At 26.4% G+C, this 16,960-nt stretch carries 13 protein-coding genes; 11 read left to right on the forward strand and 2 right to left on the reverse strand.

Annotation, left to right across the window (positions count from 1 at the left end; genetic code table 11):
- Positions 1-52: 52 nt before the first annotated feature.
- Complete coding sequence (locus J2Z42_RS07560; protein WP_209702040.1) at positions 53-868, reverse strand: carbon-nitrogen hydrolase family protein; 816 nt, start codon at positions 866-868, stop codon at positions 53-55.
- Between the two features lie 28 nt (positions 869-896).
- Positions 897-2,300: an APC family permease gene (locus J2Z42_RS07565; RefSeq protein ID WP_209702041.1), complete on the reverse strand. Its 1,404-nt coding sequence runs from the start codon at positions 2,298-2,300 to the stop codon at positions 897-899.
- Between the two features lie 441 nt (positions 2,301-2,741).
- Between J2Z42_RS07565 and gabT the strand changes: the two genes are divergently transcribed.
- The 11 genes from gabT (at position 2,742) to J2Z42_RS07620 (ending at position 16,921) form a co-directional block, all read left to right on the forward strand.
- Complete coding sequence (gabT, locus tag J2Z42_RS07570; RefSeq protein ID WP_209702042.1) at positions 2,742-4,085, forward strand: 4-aminobutyrate--2-oxoglutarate transaminase; 1,344 nt, start codon at positions 2,742-2,744, stop codon at positions 4,083-4,085.
- A gap of 361 nt (positions 4,086-4,446) precedes the next feature.
- The gene (locus tag J2Z42_RS07575; RefSeq protein WP_209702043.1) at positions 4,447-5,184 is read left to right on the forward strand and encodes a LytR/AlgR family response regulator transcription factor; all 738 of its coding nucleotides are present in this window, start codon (positions 4,447-4,449) and stop codon (positions 5,182-5,184) included.
- Entirely contained in the window at positions 5,172-6,506 is a 1,335-nt protein-coding gene (locus J2Z42_RS07580; protein ID WP_209702044.1) for a sensor histidine kinase, read from the forward strand. Before J2Z42_RS07575 ends, J2Z42_RS07580 begins: the two co-directional genes overlap by 13 nt.
- Before the next feature lie 624 nt (positions 6,507-7,130).
- The gene (locus tag J2Z42_RS07585) at positions 7,131-7,478 is read left to right on the forward strand and encodes a hypothetical protein (protein ID WP_209702045.1); all 348 of its coding nucleotides are present in this window, start codon (positions 7,131-7,133) and stop codon (positions 7,476-7,478) included.
- Between the two features lie 41 nt (positions 7,479-7,519).
- On the forward strand, positions 7,520-8,620 hold the full coding sequence (locus J2Z42_RS07590; RefSeq protein WP_209702046.1) for an FtsX-like permease family protein: 1,101 nt from the start codon (positions 7,520-7,522) through the stop codon (positions 8,618-8,620).
- Between the two features lie 2 nt (positions 8,621-8,622).
- Positions 8,623-9,870: an ABC transporter permease family protein gene (locus J2Z42_RS07595; RefSeq protein ID WP_209702047.1), complete on the forward strand. Its 1,248-nt coding sequence runs from the start codon at positions 8,623-8,625 to the stop codon at positions 9,868-9,870.
- Between the two features lie 3 nt (positions 9,871-9,873).
- Complete coding sequence (locus tag J2Z42_RS07600; protein WP_209702048.1) at positions 9,874-10,542, forward strand: ABC transporter ATP-binding protein; 669 nt, start codon at positions 9,874-9,876, stop codon at positions 10,540-10,542.
- A 506-nt stretch (positions 10,543-11,048) separates the two neighbouring features.
- Entirely contained in the window at positions 11,049-11,744 is a 696-nt protein-coding gene (locus J2Z42_RS07605) for an ABC transporter permease (RefSeq protein ID WP_209702049.1), read from the forward strand.
- Positions 11,745-12,232: 488 nt separating this feature from the next.
- A complete protein-coding gene (locus J2Z42_RS07610; RefSeq protein ID WP_209702050.1) occupies positions 12,233-13,450 on the forward strand; it encodes a PucR family transcriptional regulator in 1,218 nt (405 codons plus the stop codon).
- Positions 13,451-13,591: 141 nt separating this feature from the next.
- Positions 13,592-15,064: an aldehyde dehydrogenase family protein gene (locus tag J2Z42_RS07615; protein WP_209702051.1), complete on the forward strand. Its 1,473-nt coding sequence runs from the start codon at positions 13,592-13,594 to the stop codon at positions 15,062-15,064.
- A gap of 489 nt (positions 15,065-15,553) precedes the next feature.
- Positions 15,554-16,921, forward strand: a complete 1,368-nt coding sequence (locus J2Z42_RS07620) for an aminotransferase class III-fold pyridoxal phosphate-dependent enzyme (RefSeq protein WP_209702052.1) — start codon at positions 15,554-15,556, stop codon at positions 16,919-16,921.
- Positions 16,922-16,960: the final 39 nt, after the last annotated feature.

A 16,960-nucleotide genomic window follows, 5' to 3' on the forward strand; every position in this document is an offset into this window, starting at 1 on the left:
AAAATTCTTATCACACATTAAAATTTATAATTTTAATGTGCGATAAGAAATATTATTTTACAAGCATTTCGTAAGTTTTAGGCTTTCTATCTTTAAAAAATGTATAATATGAATCTCTTAACTTTAATGGTATGGATAAATCTAGTTCAGCAGAAATAATACCTTCAACTTCATCGTTTAATTCAACTATAGGTTTACCTAATGGACTGACTATTTTGCTATGTCCGAAAAAACCTAATGTATCATCATCTCCAATTCTATTAGCAGCAGCAAGATATATACAATTGTCAAAAGCTCTTGCCCTGGTAACTAAATCCCAATCATCAGAATAAGGCTTTTCCCAATTTGTACTGACAACCAGTAGATCAGCCCCTTTTAAAGCATAGGTGCGTGCAACTTCTGGAAATGCAGTATCCCAGCAAATCATAACTCCAATTTTACCTATAGAAGTATTAAAAACTGGATACTCGCATCCTGGTGTAAAAAATTTTTTCTCAGTATCAAAAAGATGAACTTTTCGATATGTGCCTAATAATCTCCCATTATCATCTATAAATGCTGTAGAATTGTATAATAATTTATTATCTTTAGGATCTTTTTCAGGAAAACCAAATACAATATTTGTTTTGTATTTTTTTGCTAACTCGCTTATTTTTTTAATGCTATAAGATTCTGAAGCAATTTCAGCTAAGCTATAGAACTCTTCATAACACTCATAACCGGATGTTATTAATTCTGGAAAAACTATTAAATTTGTATCTTTATTTTTTTTCATGCATTTGTCTATAAAGGTACACATCTTTTTTAAGTTGACAATAGTATTACATCTTTCGGGCTGTATTTGAATACAGGATACATTGATCTTCATGAAATCACCTTCTTAAATAATGGTTAAATTAGCCTATATTTTCTCTTATTTCTTCTTTGGTACTTGAAGCAATAACATCATTAGCTTTGCTATTATTTTTAGTAAATTTATAGCTTAATACAAATCCTACAGCTATCCAACCGAGAACGATATAAGGGAACAAGTTTGATGGAAATTCAGGAATAGGATAAACATTTGCATATAGTATATAAGATAAAGACAAAATTGCTGCTATTTGTATTGTTAGGTTTATAGGATTGCTAATTTTCTTTTTTCTAAAATAAACTATAGCGGCTATACTTGTAAATAGATAAGACACGATTATTGCTAAAGATCCAATAGTTGCATAATATCCAAATACATCAAGTCCACCTTTTTTAAATAAAGCAATTTGTAGTATTACTGAAATAATTACTGTAAGTATAATTCCTAAGTAAGGAGTATTGTGTTTACTGATTTTCATCATACTCTTGTGTAATAATCCATCTCTACTCATTGAAAATAACATTCTTGCACCAGCGCAGACAGCACCAAGTGCACAGGAAAAACAAGAAAGAGATGCTGAAAAAATTAAAAGAGTTCCGTAAGTATTTGACATATATTTTGCAGATAAATCTGAAAGTGGTAATTCTGAATTTGTTAATGCCTTAAGACCGCTTGCATTAATTCCAAAACCTATAACTTGAGCGTAGCTTGACAATAGATAAAACAGGCCTGTTACAAAAACTGCACTTCCAATTGCTAAAGGAATATATTTTTTAGGGTTTTTTGTTTCTTCTCCAAGACTTGAAGCACTTTCAAAACCTATAAATGATAAAAATGCAAAAACAGATGTACTTGCTAAAGTAGATATATTATTTCCATTAGTTTTAAATGGAACAGCACTTAGTCCAGTAGATTTTCCTACTTTAAATATAATAACTAAAGATAATATCAATATCATGAAAATTGATATTCCCTCCATAGTCAGCATTATTCTAGTACTTACCTTAGCATCTTTTATTCCTATATATACAATAAGAACTGAAAAAATTAATGCTATAGGAAGCCATCCAATATGAATACCAAATACATCTAGAAATTTTCCAAAGAATGCTCCTAATTCAGCTGTACAACCAGCAGCTAACATTATATATGCAAGTAAAAGAGACCATCCAGCAGTAAATCCCATTTTTCTGCCTAAAGACTTTTGAGTAAAAGTATATAGGGAGCCTGAATCTGAAAAATAGTGATTAAATTTTATTATTGAGAAAGAAACAAGACCTACTATAATCATTGAAATAAAGAAAATAAGTGGCGAAGAAAAAGATGCTGTTTTTGCCATTAGTGATATATTTAATGACATTGCTGCAGTAGGCGCTATAATTGCAACTGATAAAGCTATAGTTTCGATAACACTTAAGTTGTTCTTTTTTAAACCGGACTTTTCCATAATAAATTCCTCCTTAGAACTGATTTATTTTTATACTTTTTATTCAAATAAGTTCTTTAATTATTTGTCAAAAATATTTTAACTAAATTATTAAATTAATAATTTTATTGGTATTATTATATAATATTATCAATAAAATATATATGTCTATTTTATACAAATTAAATAAATTAAATTGTTCAAAAAAGACATACATATTTTATTAATCTGATATATTATAAATATGAAATTTAATAAATATATAATATGAAGGAACAATGCTATATGTATTCAAATGACAAGTTAGGCACTTAATAATTGTCCTATATGTATATATCAATGATAATGATATTGTGTTAAATTATATGTATAAATTTTAATAAAATAATAATTAAAGCAACGTAATAATACGAAATTTTAAATTTGTAATACAAAATATATAATAATTTGGAGGAATAAAAAATGATTGAAGAGAAGAATGCAAAAATTGTAACAGAGGTACCCGGACCTAAGTCAAAGGAACTTGTTAAAAAAAGAGAAAAGTTTGTAGCTAAAGGAGTTAGTTGTTCTTTTCCTATATTTGTAGATGAGGCAAAGGGAGCACTTATAAAAGATATAGATGGAAATGTATTTGTTGATTTTGCAGGAGGTATAGGAGTTCAAAATGTTGGACATAGAGATGAAGGAGTAGTTGAAGCAATAAAGGCTCAGCTTGATAAATACATTCATCCAGGATTTCATGTAAATATGTATGAACCATATGTTGATTTAGCAGAAAAACTTGTAGAAGCTACGCCAGGAAACTATGCAAAGAAAGCTTTATTTCTTAACAGTGGAGCTGAGGCAGTAGAAAATGCTATAAAAATAGCAAGAGCCTATACAAAAAAAGATGGTATAATTTCACTTCAAGGTTCTTTCCATGGCAGAACTAATTTAACAATGTCAATAACAAGTAAGTACAAGCCTTACAAAAATGGATTTGGACCTTTTGCAACTGAGACTTATAAAACAGAAGAAGCTTATTGTTATAGATGTCCACTTGGATGTAAATATCCTGAATGCGGCATAGCTTGTGCAGAAAAGCTTAGAACAATGCTTAAAACTGTAATTTCAAAAGATATGATAGCTTGCTTAATTGCAGAGCCAGTACAGGGCGAAGGCGGATTCGTAGTACCTCCAAAAGAATATTTTAAAGCTCTTCAGGAAATATGTAATGAGAATGATATTGTATTTATTGTAGATGAAGTACAAGCTGGATTTGCTAGGACAGGAAAATTATTTGCTCATGAGTACTTTGATGTAGATGCAGACATTATAACAATGTCAAAATCTATTGCAAATGGAGTTCCATTAAGTGCAGTTGTAGGTAAAGCTGAAATTATGGATGCTGCCTGCGTTGGTGGTATTGGAGGAACATATGGAGGAAACCCTCTTGGATGTGTTGCAGCACTTAAGGTTCTAGAAAAAATAGATAAGGCTAAGCTCTGTGACAAGTCTAATAAAATGGGAACTTATATAATGACAAGACTTAATGAAATGAAAGAAAAATATGATGTAATAGGTGATGTAAGAGGTCTTGGAGCAATGATAGGACTTGAATTTGTTAAGGATAGAGCAACAAAAGAGCCTTATGCAGAACTTGTTAAAAAAATCACGGATTATTGTTTTAAACATGGTGTAATATTCTTGAATGCAGGACTTTTTGGAAATGTAGTTAGATTTTTGCCACCACTTGTAATGACTGATGAACAATTAAAATATGGACTTGATACACTTGAAGATGCAATTAAGAATGGAATTAAATAAGAAATTTTTGCTTAAACAAGTATAAGTTTGTATAAATGTTTTAATAATATATGTAGAAATAGGATTTAGCACTGAAAATAAAACTAATTTCAGTGCTAAATCCTTTGTTTTGGCAAGTTGAAACTTAATATTGAATACCATATTATAACATTTAATTTTTTATATATATCCATAAAATACCTCTTATAATAAGTGTAAATTAATTAATATTATAATACAAAATTAAAATTTTAACAAAATAATATATACTATAATATAATAATTATATATAAATTGATTACAAATTGCAACTAATTGACATTATTGTTATAATATATATAGAAATAATATAATGAATGCTAAAGTTAGGATGATTAATCAAATGATAAATATTATAATTTGTGAAGATAATAACATTCAAAGAAAACAGATTGAGACTATTATTATGAAAGAAATAAATAATTCTGAGATTAGCTTACGTATAGCTTTAAGCACATCTAGTTCTGATGAGGTATTAAAATACATAATAACTTCTAAAGATAAAAATTTTATTTATTTTTTGGATGTGGAACTGGATGTTGATATTAACGGAATAGAACTTGCCACTATTATTAGAAAATACGATCTTAAGGGCTATATTATATTTGTTACATCTCATCCAGAATTAACTCTTTTAACATTTAAGTATAAGGTACAAGCAATGGATTATATACTCAAATTTAATAAAAAAGAGTTAGAAACTAGAATTATTGACTGTTTAAGATTAGCATATAATAATTTTAAAAAAATTAATATTATTGAAAAAGAATATATCACTTTAGATATTGGAAGTGAAATTGTAAATTTTAATCCTGATGAAATTCTTTTTTTTGAAACTTATAAAGATCATAAAATTAGACTTCATATGTTTAATGAAAGTATAGAGTTTTATTGCTCATTAAATAAAATACAATTATTGTTACCAGAATATTTTTATAAATGTCATAGATCCTATATTGTAAATGTTAGAAATATAAAATCAATTGATAAAAATAATCTTATTATATATATGAATAATGATGATAAGTGCTATATATCAAAGAGATATATGAAAGGACTATTAAAAGGATGTCTCATATAATTTATTATTGCTTATATTTTTTTATATTATCGATAAATTTTTTACTTATATTTTATAATGTTAGTTATATTGATATTAAGAAAAAATTTATTGTAGGATTTATATTAATAAATACTGCGTTAGATTTAATTATTTTTGAAAGTAAAAACGAGTATTTATTACTTATAATATCATCTATACTGTTAATTTATTTTAGCTTTACTAGTTCTAAAAAATTATTGTATTCTATATTTATAGTAATTTTTACAGATATTATTTTTGCAGTTAGTGATGCCATTGTTGGATTTATCGCATCTATGTTTTTTAATGTAGATTTTAAAACTATTCCTAAAGACTCTTTAGAATATTTTCAAATAGCACTAGTTATAACTCTTATATCTTTTATTATAAGTAAGATATTAAATAAATTATTAAGCAATACGAGTATATATAGTTATGAAATTAAAAAAAATTCATTTACCAATATATATTTAATTTTTTATACTGGAATTATATTAATTGCAATATACTTGAATATATTTCAATATAAATATTTAAATAATACATTAAATAAATTTTTTATAATAAATGTTATTAGTACACTTAGTTGTTTTGCTATAGTATTGTCATTAATATATTTAAATAATAAAAATATTATAAATAAGTTACAAAAAGAATATAAAGACAAAGAATTTAGACAGCTTACAGAATATATGAATACAATTGAAACTATGTCAGATGATCTAAGAAGATTTAAACATGATTATATTAATATAATGGAAGTTATAGATAGTTATATAAGGTATTCAGATATGGATGGATTAAAATCATTTTATAAAAATGAATTACAACCTGAAAATAATAAAATAATTAATAAAAATAGAAGTTTATATTTGCTTAAAAATATAGAAATAAACTCCTTAAAAGGGTTGATATCATCTAAAATACATATTTCAAATTCAAATGATGTTAATACATATATAGAAATTACTGATAAAATAGATAAATTGGATATAGATGAAATAGATATATGTAGAATTATAGGCATTTTATTTGATAATGCAATAGAAGCAGCTGTCTTATGTACTAAAAAGATTATCCGTATAGTAATAGTTAAGAAACAAAATTACATATCTTTTATTATTTGTAATACATGCTCTAAAAATATTCCGCCTATATATAAGATCTATGAAAATAAATTTTCAACTAAAGGTGAAGGACGGGGAATAGGTTTGAATACAATTAGAAAAATTATAGATAAAAAGTATTCAAATGTATTTCTGAATACTAAAGTTAAAAACTGCATATTTACACAAGAGTTAGTTATTAAAAATTTAAGCTGATTTAATCTTTTTTATACAGAGTTTTTGGCATTTTAGGTTCTTTCGCTACGAGAAATAAACGATTGAAGATGAAGTTTTTGCAAGTGATAAAGCTATTGTAGATAGAGTACTAGCAGTATGTTTTTTTATATTTAATAATTTCATATTTACGCCTCCCAAGATATAGCTATAAATAAATTATACATTAGCTTAGTGTTAAACACTAAGCTAATTTTTTACTGCATACATTTATATTTTACTATATAAATTTACAAATTGTAATATATATACCTAAAAATTCATAAATTAATCCCAAAAGTATATTATTTAATCAAAATACTTATTTAGGGTACATAATATTAATATCAGGTAACATTTATTGTAAAAAGATAAATTATATGATAATTTTAACATATAATTTATTTCTTTATGAAGAATATTTTAAAGAAAGATAATTTTTAATTATAAAAGCTTTATTTCATGATTTGCATAGTTTTCTTAATTCGTTCATAAAGGATACCTCACAATATATATTTGATATTAAGTGGGAAAAATCCTTTTGATATAGCTTGAGAAGCCTTGAATTCTAACGGACTCAGGTTTTAGCAAGCATTATAATAAATTATATAAATAGGGGGAATTAAAATGAAATTAAAAACACTACTATTCACTGGATTAATAGCTACAATGGTTGCTACTCCAGTATTTGCTTATCAAGGTCATGGTATTTACACTAATGAATATAACACTAAACAAGGAATGTGTGGAAATTATGGCCCAGAACATAGTGTAAAGCTTGGAATAACACATAATAGAAGTGCAAACCAGACTTATGCATTAGCATCTTGTGGCTGTTATGGACATGGTGTTGGTACTAAAGTTATACTTAGTGGAAATGAACAAGAGCGCCATTCCAAAAATTATGTACAAACTACAAGCTTATGTGCACCTGGAACTCTAACAGCCTCTGAAATACACAGAGTAGATTATTAGATCATGTATTTATTTAGCATTAAATAATTTGGAGGCATTCTATGAGAATTTTGAAAAAGTATCTTAGAAAAACACAATTCTTAATATTGTCTTTAACTTTTATATTAATATTCACATCAATAATTGTGGGGCATGTTGAAAAAGTATACCGAATGATATTAGAGGCAAATAATTTTAAAACAATTAATAGCGTTGCTTTTAATTTTAATGAAAAGAATTTAAGTACAGATAATATAATAAAATCTTTAAAAGAAATGGAATCACAAAAAAATATAATAATAATTCATGAAGCAGGGAGAGTTCTTATCCGAGGTGCATCTCAATTCGGAATTTATTTTAATGGAATATATGAAAATGGATACAATTTGTTGGAAGGAAGATTTTTTAATTTACAAGATTTTAAAGAAAATAAAAAGGTAGTAGTTGTTGGAAAAAATCTTATAAATAGTGAAAGCATCCAAATAGAGAATGGAAGAAGATATATATACAGAGGAAACGATAAATTTTTGGTTATAGGAGTAATAGGAAAGAAAAATAGTGATACACAATACGATTCTCGTATTTTGTATAATTTAAATATCGAGCTTGAAGACAAAGATACGAATTACTTGCAGCAGGGGTTTATTTTAGATAGTACAGTAAGAAGTGAAAGCAGTTTAAAAAATATTATTAATAGAATTAATAGAAAAAATAATAGTACTCTTATAAAAATAATTTATCAAGATAAGAGTAACAGTCCATTAGTAAGTGCTATACAAAATTCTAGAACTTTATTGTTTAATTTTTCATTGATAATATTGTGTATTATTATAACTCTTGTAAGAGCTACAATTCAATGGATAGATAAAATATCTTTAGAATTAGGAATAAGAAGAATGTACGGGTGCTCAAATAAAAATATTATTTTGCATATAGCTAAAAGATATTTAAGTATATCAGTAGTTTCGCTAGTTATAGCAATTGTATTTCAAAATTTATTGATATTAGGTAATGTACTTCAAATACAAAACAGTAGTTTAAATAAATTTAATATAATTGCCAGTTTTATTTTTATATTAATTATAGGGAGTATAGTAATTGGCATAAGTATATTTAATATAAATAAAACTCAAATAAGTTATCTTATAAAAGGAAAGGTATAATTATGAAATTTAAATATGCTATTAGAGGACTATCACGTAGATTCTTTTATTCATTTTTAATTATTGCCCAATTAATTTTCGGATTTTATTCTATGTATGAAACCATAAATTTATATAAAAGAATGAATTTAGAGACAAACAAAGCAGAAAACTTTTTTAAAGATAAAAAAGTTTATGCTTTAGAAGTTGGAAGCATACTTAATAGTAGTAATAACATGGATAAAATAATGGCTGCTTTAAAAAAAATAGAAGGTAATTCCAAGTATACTTTTGTAAAAACTTCAATGACAGGAGAGATGATTCCTGCTTTCAATAATTATTACCAATTTGCAGCAAGCGATTTTAAATCTAATATTAATGGTAAAACATATTTTCAAATTAAAAATATTGTCATAAATAAATCATATCTTAAAACCTATCCGTTGAGGGTTGAAAAAGGAAGATTATTTACTAGTAATGATTTTAATTTTATTGGTAAAGATAATTTTGTATTTCCTATTGTTGTTGGATCAAATTATGGTAAATATTTTAAAGTAGGAGATGAAATTCCAATAGATTCGCGTAAATCTAAACGTATGGGCAAAATAATAGGAATACTTAAAGAAAATGAGTATGGTATTGGAGATATAAGCCAGATTGGTAATAGATATGTAAATCTAAATAATTATATTATATCTACAGATGCAATTTATGAAGATAAATTTGAGTTATGTGATTTGACATTATATAATGCAAATTACATTCTATTTGATAGTTCTGAAGATCAATCTGAAATATACAAAGAGCTTACAAAAATCAAAAAAATGTTCAATGATATACCTGCTATAAAAGATGCAGGTGTAAGGGATTTGACTAAGTATATAACTCAAGATTCAGATATGCTTAAAGAACAATATGAAATAATTTTTATAACATCTATAAGTGTCATTATATTTGTATGTATAACAGTTATTATATCGATATTAGATTCTATAAATAAAAGAAAAAAGGAATATGGTATACATATTATGAGTGGTGGAAAATTATTTGATATTGCTGGAATTATGTATTTAGAAATATTTAGTACTTTTTTTATAGCGTATATGATTACAGTATCAGTTATATATTATATAGATGGAAAATTAATAAATATTAATAGCTTACTTATTCTATTGATTGCAATGTTAGTTATATCTATAATTTCAGCAATAATTCCTGTCACAAGAATATTTAATTTAAATATTAGTGACTTAGTTAAAGGAGATGAATAGATATTGGAAGTTATAAAATTAAAGGATGTAACTAAAGTTTATCATTCAAAAAATAATAAAGTAAATGCATTAAATAATATAAATTTAACAGTAAATAAAGGTGAGTTAATTGCAATAACAGGTCCATCTGGTTCTGGAAAATCTACTTTACTTAATGTAATAGGAACATTAGATAAAATTACATATGGAGAATATATATTAGAAAATAGAAAAGTTGATACCTTAAGTGCTTCTGAAGTTTCTAGAATAAGAAATAAAACTTTTGGATTTGTAGTACAGCACTTTGCATTAATTAGTGATTATACAGTATTTGAAAATATAGAAATACCACTAGAATATGCGAAAATTAAACGTAATGATAGAAAATTATTAATAAATGAAGTAGTTGTTAAATTAAATTTAGATGATAAAATAAACAAAAATATTAAAGAACTTTCTGGTGGTCAATGTCAAAGAGTTGCCATAGCAAGAGCTATAGTTAATAATCCTGAAATAATACTTGCAGATGAACCAACTGGAGCATTAGATCAAAAAACAGGACAAGATGTAATGAATATTTTTAAGGATTTAAATAAAGAAGGTAAAACTGTTATTATAGTAACTCATGATTATAAAATAGCTAGCCAATGTAACAGGATTATAAAGATAGAAGATGGATATATAAAAAATTAGTGCGATAGCCACACAGTTTATTATTTATTCTTTTTACATGAAGATTGAAACTATGAATCCCATGGCAGATATTTTTCTAGAAATTCAGGATGTGATTCAGATTGGACAATTGGTAGATTTTTAAACGAAAATTCAAGATATTTGATATATTGTCAAATTTATTGGGAGGTATTATATTTTTTCTGTTTTTTTGTTGGTGGTATCAAAACAAAAAAAATATAGTAGCATTATTATTAGTAATTTATTCATTAATAGAGCTTTGTAGAATAGCTTTTTTAGAAAAAGTACTAAATTCTAATTTTATAGGTATCTTAAATGTAATACAATTATTTTTGATTTTAATTGCTTTTATACTTTATGTGCGATCAGTTATTAAAAATAGAAATAATGAAAAATAAGATAGATAAAGCTTATATGGTTACTAACATCTATATTTAATTTAGAGTACAAAATAGTATTCAACGTTAAATTGAGTACTAGATTAAATTATATGAGGGGGTTATGAAATGATTAAATTAATTAAAATTGAGCTAGAAAAATGCAATCTTAAGAAATATATAAAAAATGCAATTATAGCAAACATTATCATTTTAGGTGGTTTAATTTTTATTACCTATCCAATAAAATATTTAAAGATAGATGTAATAACAGACTATTCAATTATTTTTACTATGATAGATAGTTTGGTTAGAGCAACGTTTATGATTTTTTCTAGTGTACTTATTTCGAATATTATTATTAAAGAATTAAAGAATAGAAAAATGATTACATTATTTTCAGATCCAATAGATAGGAAAAAATCAATTACATCTAAAATTATTATTGTTATTATGTTCACTTTCTTAACAATAGTATTGTCAAATATTTTTTTGGGAATTAGTTTTTATTTCTTAAATAAAGTTTATAATCTAGTACCTACTAAGTTAAATTTAAATATAATAACAATAAGCACCCTAACTATACTTATGTATGCAATTACATCTTCTCTTATGAATTTAATACCTATGTATTTTGGGATAATTATGAAATCAACTTTTGTAACAATCTTATCATCTATAGTTTTAGTTTCTATTGTCTGTTCTGACAACAATGGATTTTCATTAAATTCTATAATAGCAATTCCTCTGTCACTTGCAGCTTTAGGAATACTGTCTGCATACTTGTCAATAAAACATATAGAAAATTTAGATATAAAAAAATAAACTGCCCACAAGATATAATTTCGATTATAGATGAATCAAAAGCAGATACTATTGTAAATTCTTTAACCAATGGGAGTAATTAAGATGAAAATCATATAGGGAATCTCTATTAAATGATTTTTAACTAAATTTATAAGCATAAAACATAAATAAATAGCTTAAATATAGAAGTTGTTGCAAAATAAAAGTTTTGTAACAACTTTTTTATATTCTCAAAAAGTAAATGACTGGCTTTATGAAATAATTACTGATAATATAATAAATATAGAACAAATATTGTATTATATTATTAATAATTAATTGACATAATGATTAATTTATAATACTATTTACTAAAACAATGAACTTTTGATAAATTAGAGATATTTATAAATGTTGTGTAAAAGGCTGGATACTTAGAGGTATTCGGCTTTCTATTATATAAACATTTTTATGAATGTGTATATAAATTTAGTCAAGATTATTAATAATATTCGGGGGTGTTATATATGATAATTAATTGTGAGAACTTAAAAACTTTACCATATGGAGATAAATTAAAGATTGTAGCTGGCAAAAGTGGAATAGACAGACTTATAAAGTGGGCACATCTTATGGAAAATCCAGAATATATAGATTGGTTAAAGGGAGGAGAACTGATCTTTATAACAGGTGTCCTAATAAAAGATGATACAAAATCTCTTTTAAAGTTAATTAGAGATTTAAATTCAAAAAATGCAGCTGGCATAGTTATAAATGTAGGACCATATATTGATAAAACACCAGATGAAGCTATAAAGTTTGCGGATTCCGTTGCATTTCCTATATTTGAATTGCCGTTTGAAGTTAGATTAATTGATATAACTCAAAGTATATGTAAAGCAATTTTTATGAGCAAAATAGAACAGGAGTCCATGAACAGTTTCATGAAAAATCTTATTTCTGGAGAAATAAATTACGACGATGAAATAATAAATAGAGCTATGTTTTATGGATATAATCCTGATAGTGACTATTATTCTATAGTTATATCTATTGATAATTTTGTGAAACTTGTTAAACACAATGAAATATGGGATGAGGATATAGAATTTAGATTAAAGCAGAAACTTCAGCAGGTTATAGTTGATGTAATGCATAAGTATAATAAGAAAATTATCAGCATAATGGAAAGCAACTTTATTATACTTATGGTTCCAATGGAGCAAAAAGAGGGTACAAATGAAATTAATTTAATTGCTGAAGAAATATATAATAAGGTTCAAATTAAAATAAAGAAAATTGAAATAAGCATTGGCATTGGAAGCAAATGGAATAAAATAGAAAACTTTAAAAATAGTGTGGAAGAGGCAAGAAAGGCAATAAAAATTATCAGTATTGATGAAAATAAAAATAAATTTTGCAACTATGAACAAATAGGAATATATAAACTATTATTTGAAATAGACAAAAAGGATAAAATGAAAAAGATTTATACACATATTTTGGGAGCTTTAATTGATTATGATAATAAAAATTCTACAAAATTAGTTCAAACTTTAGAAATTTATATAGATAAGAATTGTAATTTAGTACAAGCTTCAGATACATTATTTATACACAAAAACACATTGAAATATAGAATTAAAAGAATGGAAAATATATTGAATTGTGATCTTAAAAATTTAGATATACTGTTTAATTTAAATTTAGCTTTTAAAATTAGAAAGTTTTTAATGTGCATTTGAAATATTATGTTTATAATAGTTTGATAAAAAAATCAATATTTTTATATTAAATTATTAATTTACGCATTGACATATTAATATAATTATAATAACATTTAATTAATCAGATGTTACAATTATATATTAGTGAGGAGGAATAGCATGAGTGAAGTTTTAAAAATGTATATTGATGGTGAATGGAAATTGTCTAAAAGTGGTGATACGAGGGATTCCTTAAATCCTGCAAATGGAGAGGTTATAGCAACAGTTACTGAAGGGTCAAGAGAAGATGTAGTATGTGCAATTGCAGCTGCAAAAAGAGCTTTTTATGAAGACGGATGGATGGATGTTAATGGACTTGAAAGATCTAGACTTTTATTTAAACTTGCAGATATTTTAGAGGAGAGATCAGAAGAATTTTACAAACTGGAAACTTTAGATAATGGTAAGCCTATTAGAGAGACAATAGTAGATGTAAGTGATGCAGTAGCTTGCTTGAGATATTATGCAGGACTTACTACAAAACCTCATGGTATGACTTATGATGTGCCTGACAATATGCAATCCATGGTAGTCAGAGAGCCTATTGGCGTTTGCGGAATGATAATTCCATGGAACTATCCACTTCTTATGGCTATTTGGAAGATTGCACCTGCAATAGCAGCTGGAAACACTGTAGTATTTAAGCCTTCTGAGGTTACACCATTAACTGCAATAAAATTATTTGAAATTATTGATGAAATAGGTTTCCCAAAAGGAGTTATAAATCTTGTACTTGGAGCAGGACCTGTTGTAGGAGATGAATTAGCTAAAAATAAAGATGTAGATAAAATTGCATTTACGGGGGGGACAGTCACAGGAAGATCAATTATGCAGGCTGCTACTTCTAACATAAAAAATATATCTTTGGAACTAGGTGGAAAATCTCCAAATATTGTTTTCGAAGATGCTGATTTTGATACAGCAGTAGACTATGCATTATTTGGCATATTCTGCAACCAAGGACAAGTTTGTTCAGCTGGTTCAAGACTTTTACTTCAGGACAGCATATACGATAAATTCATTGAAAAATTAGTAGAAAAAGCAAATAAGATACGTGTTGGGTATGGAACAGATGATGAAATAGAAATGGGGCCTTTGATTTCAGAGAATCATATGAATAAAGTATTAAAGTATATTGAAATAGGAAAAACTGAAGGTGCAAAATTGGTCTGTGGAGGACATAGAATAACTACGGAAAAACTTAAAAATGGATATTTTGTAGAGCCAACTATCTTTGCAGACACTACTCCTGACATGAGAATTGTAAAGGAAGAGATATTTGGACCTGTTCTGGCAGTACAGAAGTTTAAAGATGAAAAAGAGGCTATAGCACTTGCAAATGATACATGCTATGGACTTGCAGGAGGAGTATTCACAAATGATATCGCTAAGGCTCATAGAGTTATAAGAAAGTTAAGGGCAGGTATAACATGGATAAATACTTATAATCCAACATACAATGAAGCACCATGGGGTGGATATAAGCAAAGCGGAATAGGAAGAGAACTTGGAACATTTGGATATGAAGAGTATACAGAAGTTAAACAAATAAATATTAATCTTGATATTAAACCAACAGGATGGTTTGATTAGATTATTAACAATATATCAATAATATACTGATTTTAGAATTAAATAGTTAAATTTTATTGACATTTAATGATAAATTGATTATAATAAATATAACATTAAAGTTGATTAATGTTATTCAAATCTATAAGTCAAATAAATTTTTTTCACAAAGAGTGGAAGGGGTGAAAACCGATCTATAAACTATGTACAAACAATTTTATAAATGAATATTTAGTAGATTTATTTATAGTAATTTTTTGATCATTTATAGATCACATCAAAATCTAAAACATAGTTCATTATGTTATCTAATTTTCCTTTATGTTAAATATAATTTTCTGAAATTTTCTGATTATAAACTAATAACTAAATTTAAATTTAATTTATGCAATATTTTGATAAATTTTAAATATATATGCTTTAATTTGTAGAATCTTGATGATAGGCAATATTAAGCAATATATTTATAAGCTTTTATGTATGATTAAAAAATAATAATTAAAGAGAGGAATGATGTTTTTGATAAAAGACACAGTAGTGGAAGATCTTAAAAGAGTACTTGGTTATATAGAAAAAGGGAAAAATTTAACTGAGGAGGATAAGGATAGGATAACTAAAGAAACTGTAGAGTATACACGAGATAACCTTAATCCGGGGTGGCTTAGTTATAGAAAGTCTGTCTCAGATGATTATACAATCGTAGAATGGTCAGATGGAGGGGAATTTTTCTATGATTTAAATGGTAATGCATATGCTGATTTCTTAGGTGGCTACGGAATATTTACGCCGGGACACAGAAATCCGGAAATTTTGAAATCAGTACTTGCGCAAATAGATAGACAACCTATGAACAGCCAGGAACTTTTGGAACCGCTTAGAGGATACCTTGCAAAGATCATGGCAGAAATTACTCCTGGTGATCTGAACCATTGTTTCTTTACAAGTGGTGGTGCAGAAGCGGTAGAAATGGCACTTAAACTTGCTAGAATTTCATCAGGCAAAAAATGGTTTATATCTGCTGTAAATGCATTTCATGGTAAGTCATTTGGAGCACTTTCTGTTACAGGTAAAAATATATTTAGAAAGCCATACCTGCCATTATTGCCGGATGTGCAGCATGTTGAGTATGGTGTGGCAGAAGATATAAGAAAAGCTATAAAAAATTTACAAGCTGTTGGTGAGAGCGTGGCAGCAGTTATACTTGAACCAATTCAGGGTGAGGCTGGAGTGGTACTTCCTCCTAAAGGATATCTTAAAGAAGTTAGATCCATATGTGATGAATATGATGTATTTCTTATAATAGATGAGATACAGACAGGACTTGGACGTACAGGAACTATGTGGCGTTGTGATGCAGAGGAAATAGTACCTGATATTATGACTTTTGGAAAATCTTTTGGAGGAGGACTTGTTCCAGCGACAGGTATTATAGCCAGACCAAAATTATGGATTGATGAATTAGTGGAAGATCCTAATTTATTGGGATCACCTACATTTGGAGGAAATCCATTGTCCAGTGCAGCGGCATTAGCAACTATAAGATATATTATTAAAAATGATATACCAGGAATGTGCAAGAAAAAAGGAGAAAAAATTATTGGAATTTTGAAATTATTGCAGGAAAAGTATCCTAAATTACTTAAAGAGGTAAGAGGCGCAGGACTTTTGATATCTATGGAATTTCCTGAAACAGAGATAGGATATTTTATTGCAAAGAATCTTTTTGACAGGCACTTTCTTACAGCGGGTACTTTAAATAATTCTAAAGTCATTCGTATTGAACCTCCAGCTGTTGTAAGTTATGAATCTATAGATAAATTAGGAAAAACTTTAGACGAAGTATTTTCTTTAGCTGTTGATAAATTTAATTTATATTAATAATTGAAATCGTGAGCTATATCGTATAAAATTTAGAAA

This window comes from Clostridium algifaecis, from assembly GCF_017874415.1.
GTDB lineage: Bacteria > Bacillota > Clostridia > Clostridiales > Clostridiaceae > Clostridium_B > Clostridium_B algifaecis.

Bases quoted from the DNA above. Each gene is read 5' to 3' on its own strand.
- J2Z42_RS07560 (WP_209702040.1), bottom strand. From the start codon at position 868: ATGAAGATCAATGTATCCTGTATTCAAATACAGCCCGAAAGATGTAAT.
- J2Z42_RS07565 (WP_209702041.1), bottom strand. From the start codon at position 2,300: ATGGAAAAGTCCGGTTTAAAAAAGAACAACTTAAGTGTTATCGAAACT.
- gabT (WP_209702042.1), top strand. From the start codon at position 2,742: ATGATTGAAGAGAAGAATGCAAAAATTGTAACAGAGGTACCCGGACCT.
- J2Z42_RS07575 (WP_209702043.1), top strand. From the start codon at position 4,447: ATGATAAATATTATAATTTGTGAAGATAATAACATTCAAAGAAAACAG.
- J2Z42_RS07580 (WP_209702044.1), top strand. From the start codon at position 5,172: ATGTCTCATATAATTTATTATTGCTTATATTTTTTTATATTATCGATA.
- J2Z42_RS07585 (WP_209702045.1), top strand. From the start codon at position 7,131: ATGAAATTAAAAACACTACTATTCACTGGATTAATAGCTACAATGGTT.
- J2Z42_RS07590 (WP_209702046.1), top strand. From the start codon at position 7,520: ATGAGAATTTTGAAAAAGTATCTTAGAAAAACACAATTCTTAATATTG.
- J2Z42_RS07595 (WP_209702047.1), top strand. From the start codon at position 8,623: ATGAAATTTAAATATGCTATTAGAGGACTATCACGTAGATTCTTTTAT.
- J2Z42_RS07605 (WP_209702049.1), top strand. From the start codon at position 11,049: ATGATTAAATTAATTAAAATTGAGCTAGAAAAATGCAATCTTAAGAAA.
- J2Z42_RS07610 (WP_209702050.1), top strand. From the start codon at position 12,233: ATGATAATTAATTGTGAGAACTTAAAAACTTTACCATATGGAGATAAA.
- J2Z42_RS07615 (WP_209702051.1), top strand. From the start codon at position 13,592: ATGAGTGAAGTTTTAAAAATGTATATTGATGGTGAATGGAAATTGTCT.
- J2Z42_RS07620 (WP_209702052.1), top strand. From the start codon at position 15,554: ATGATGTTTTTGATAAAAGACACAGTAGTGGAAGATCTTAAAAGAGTA.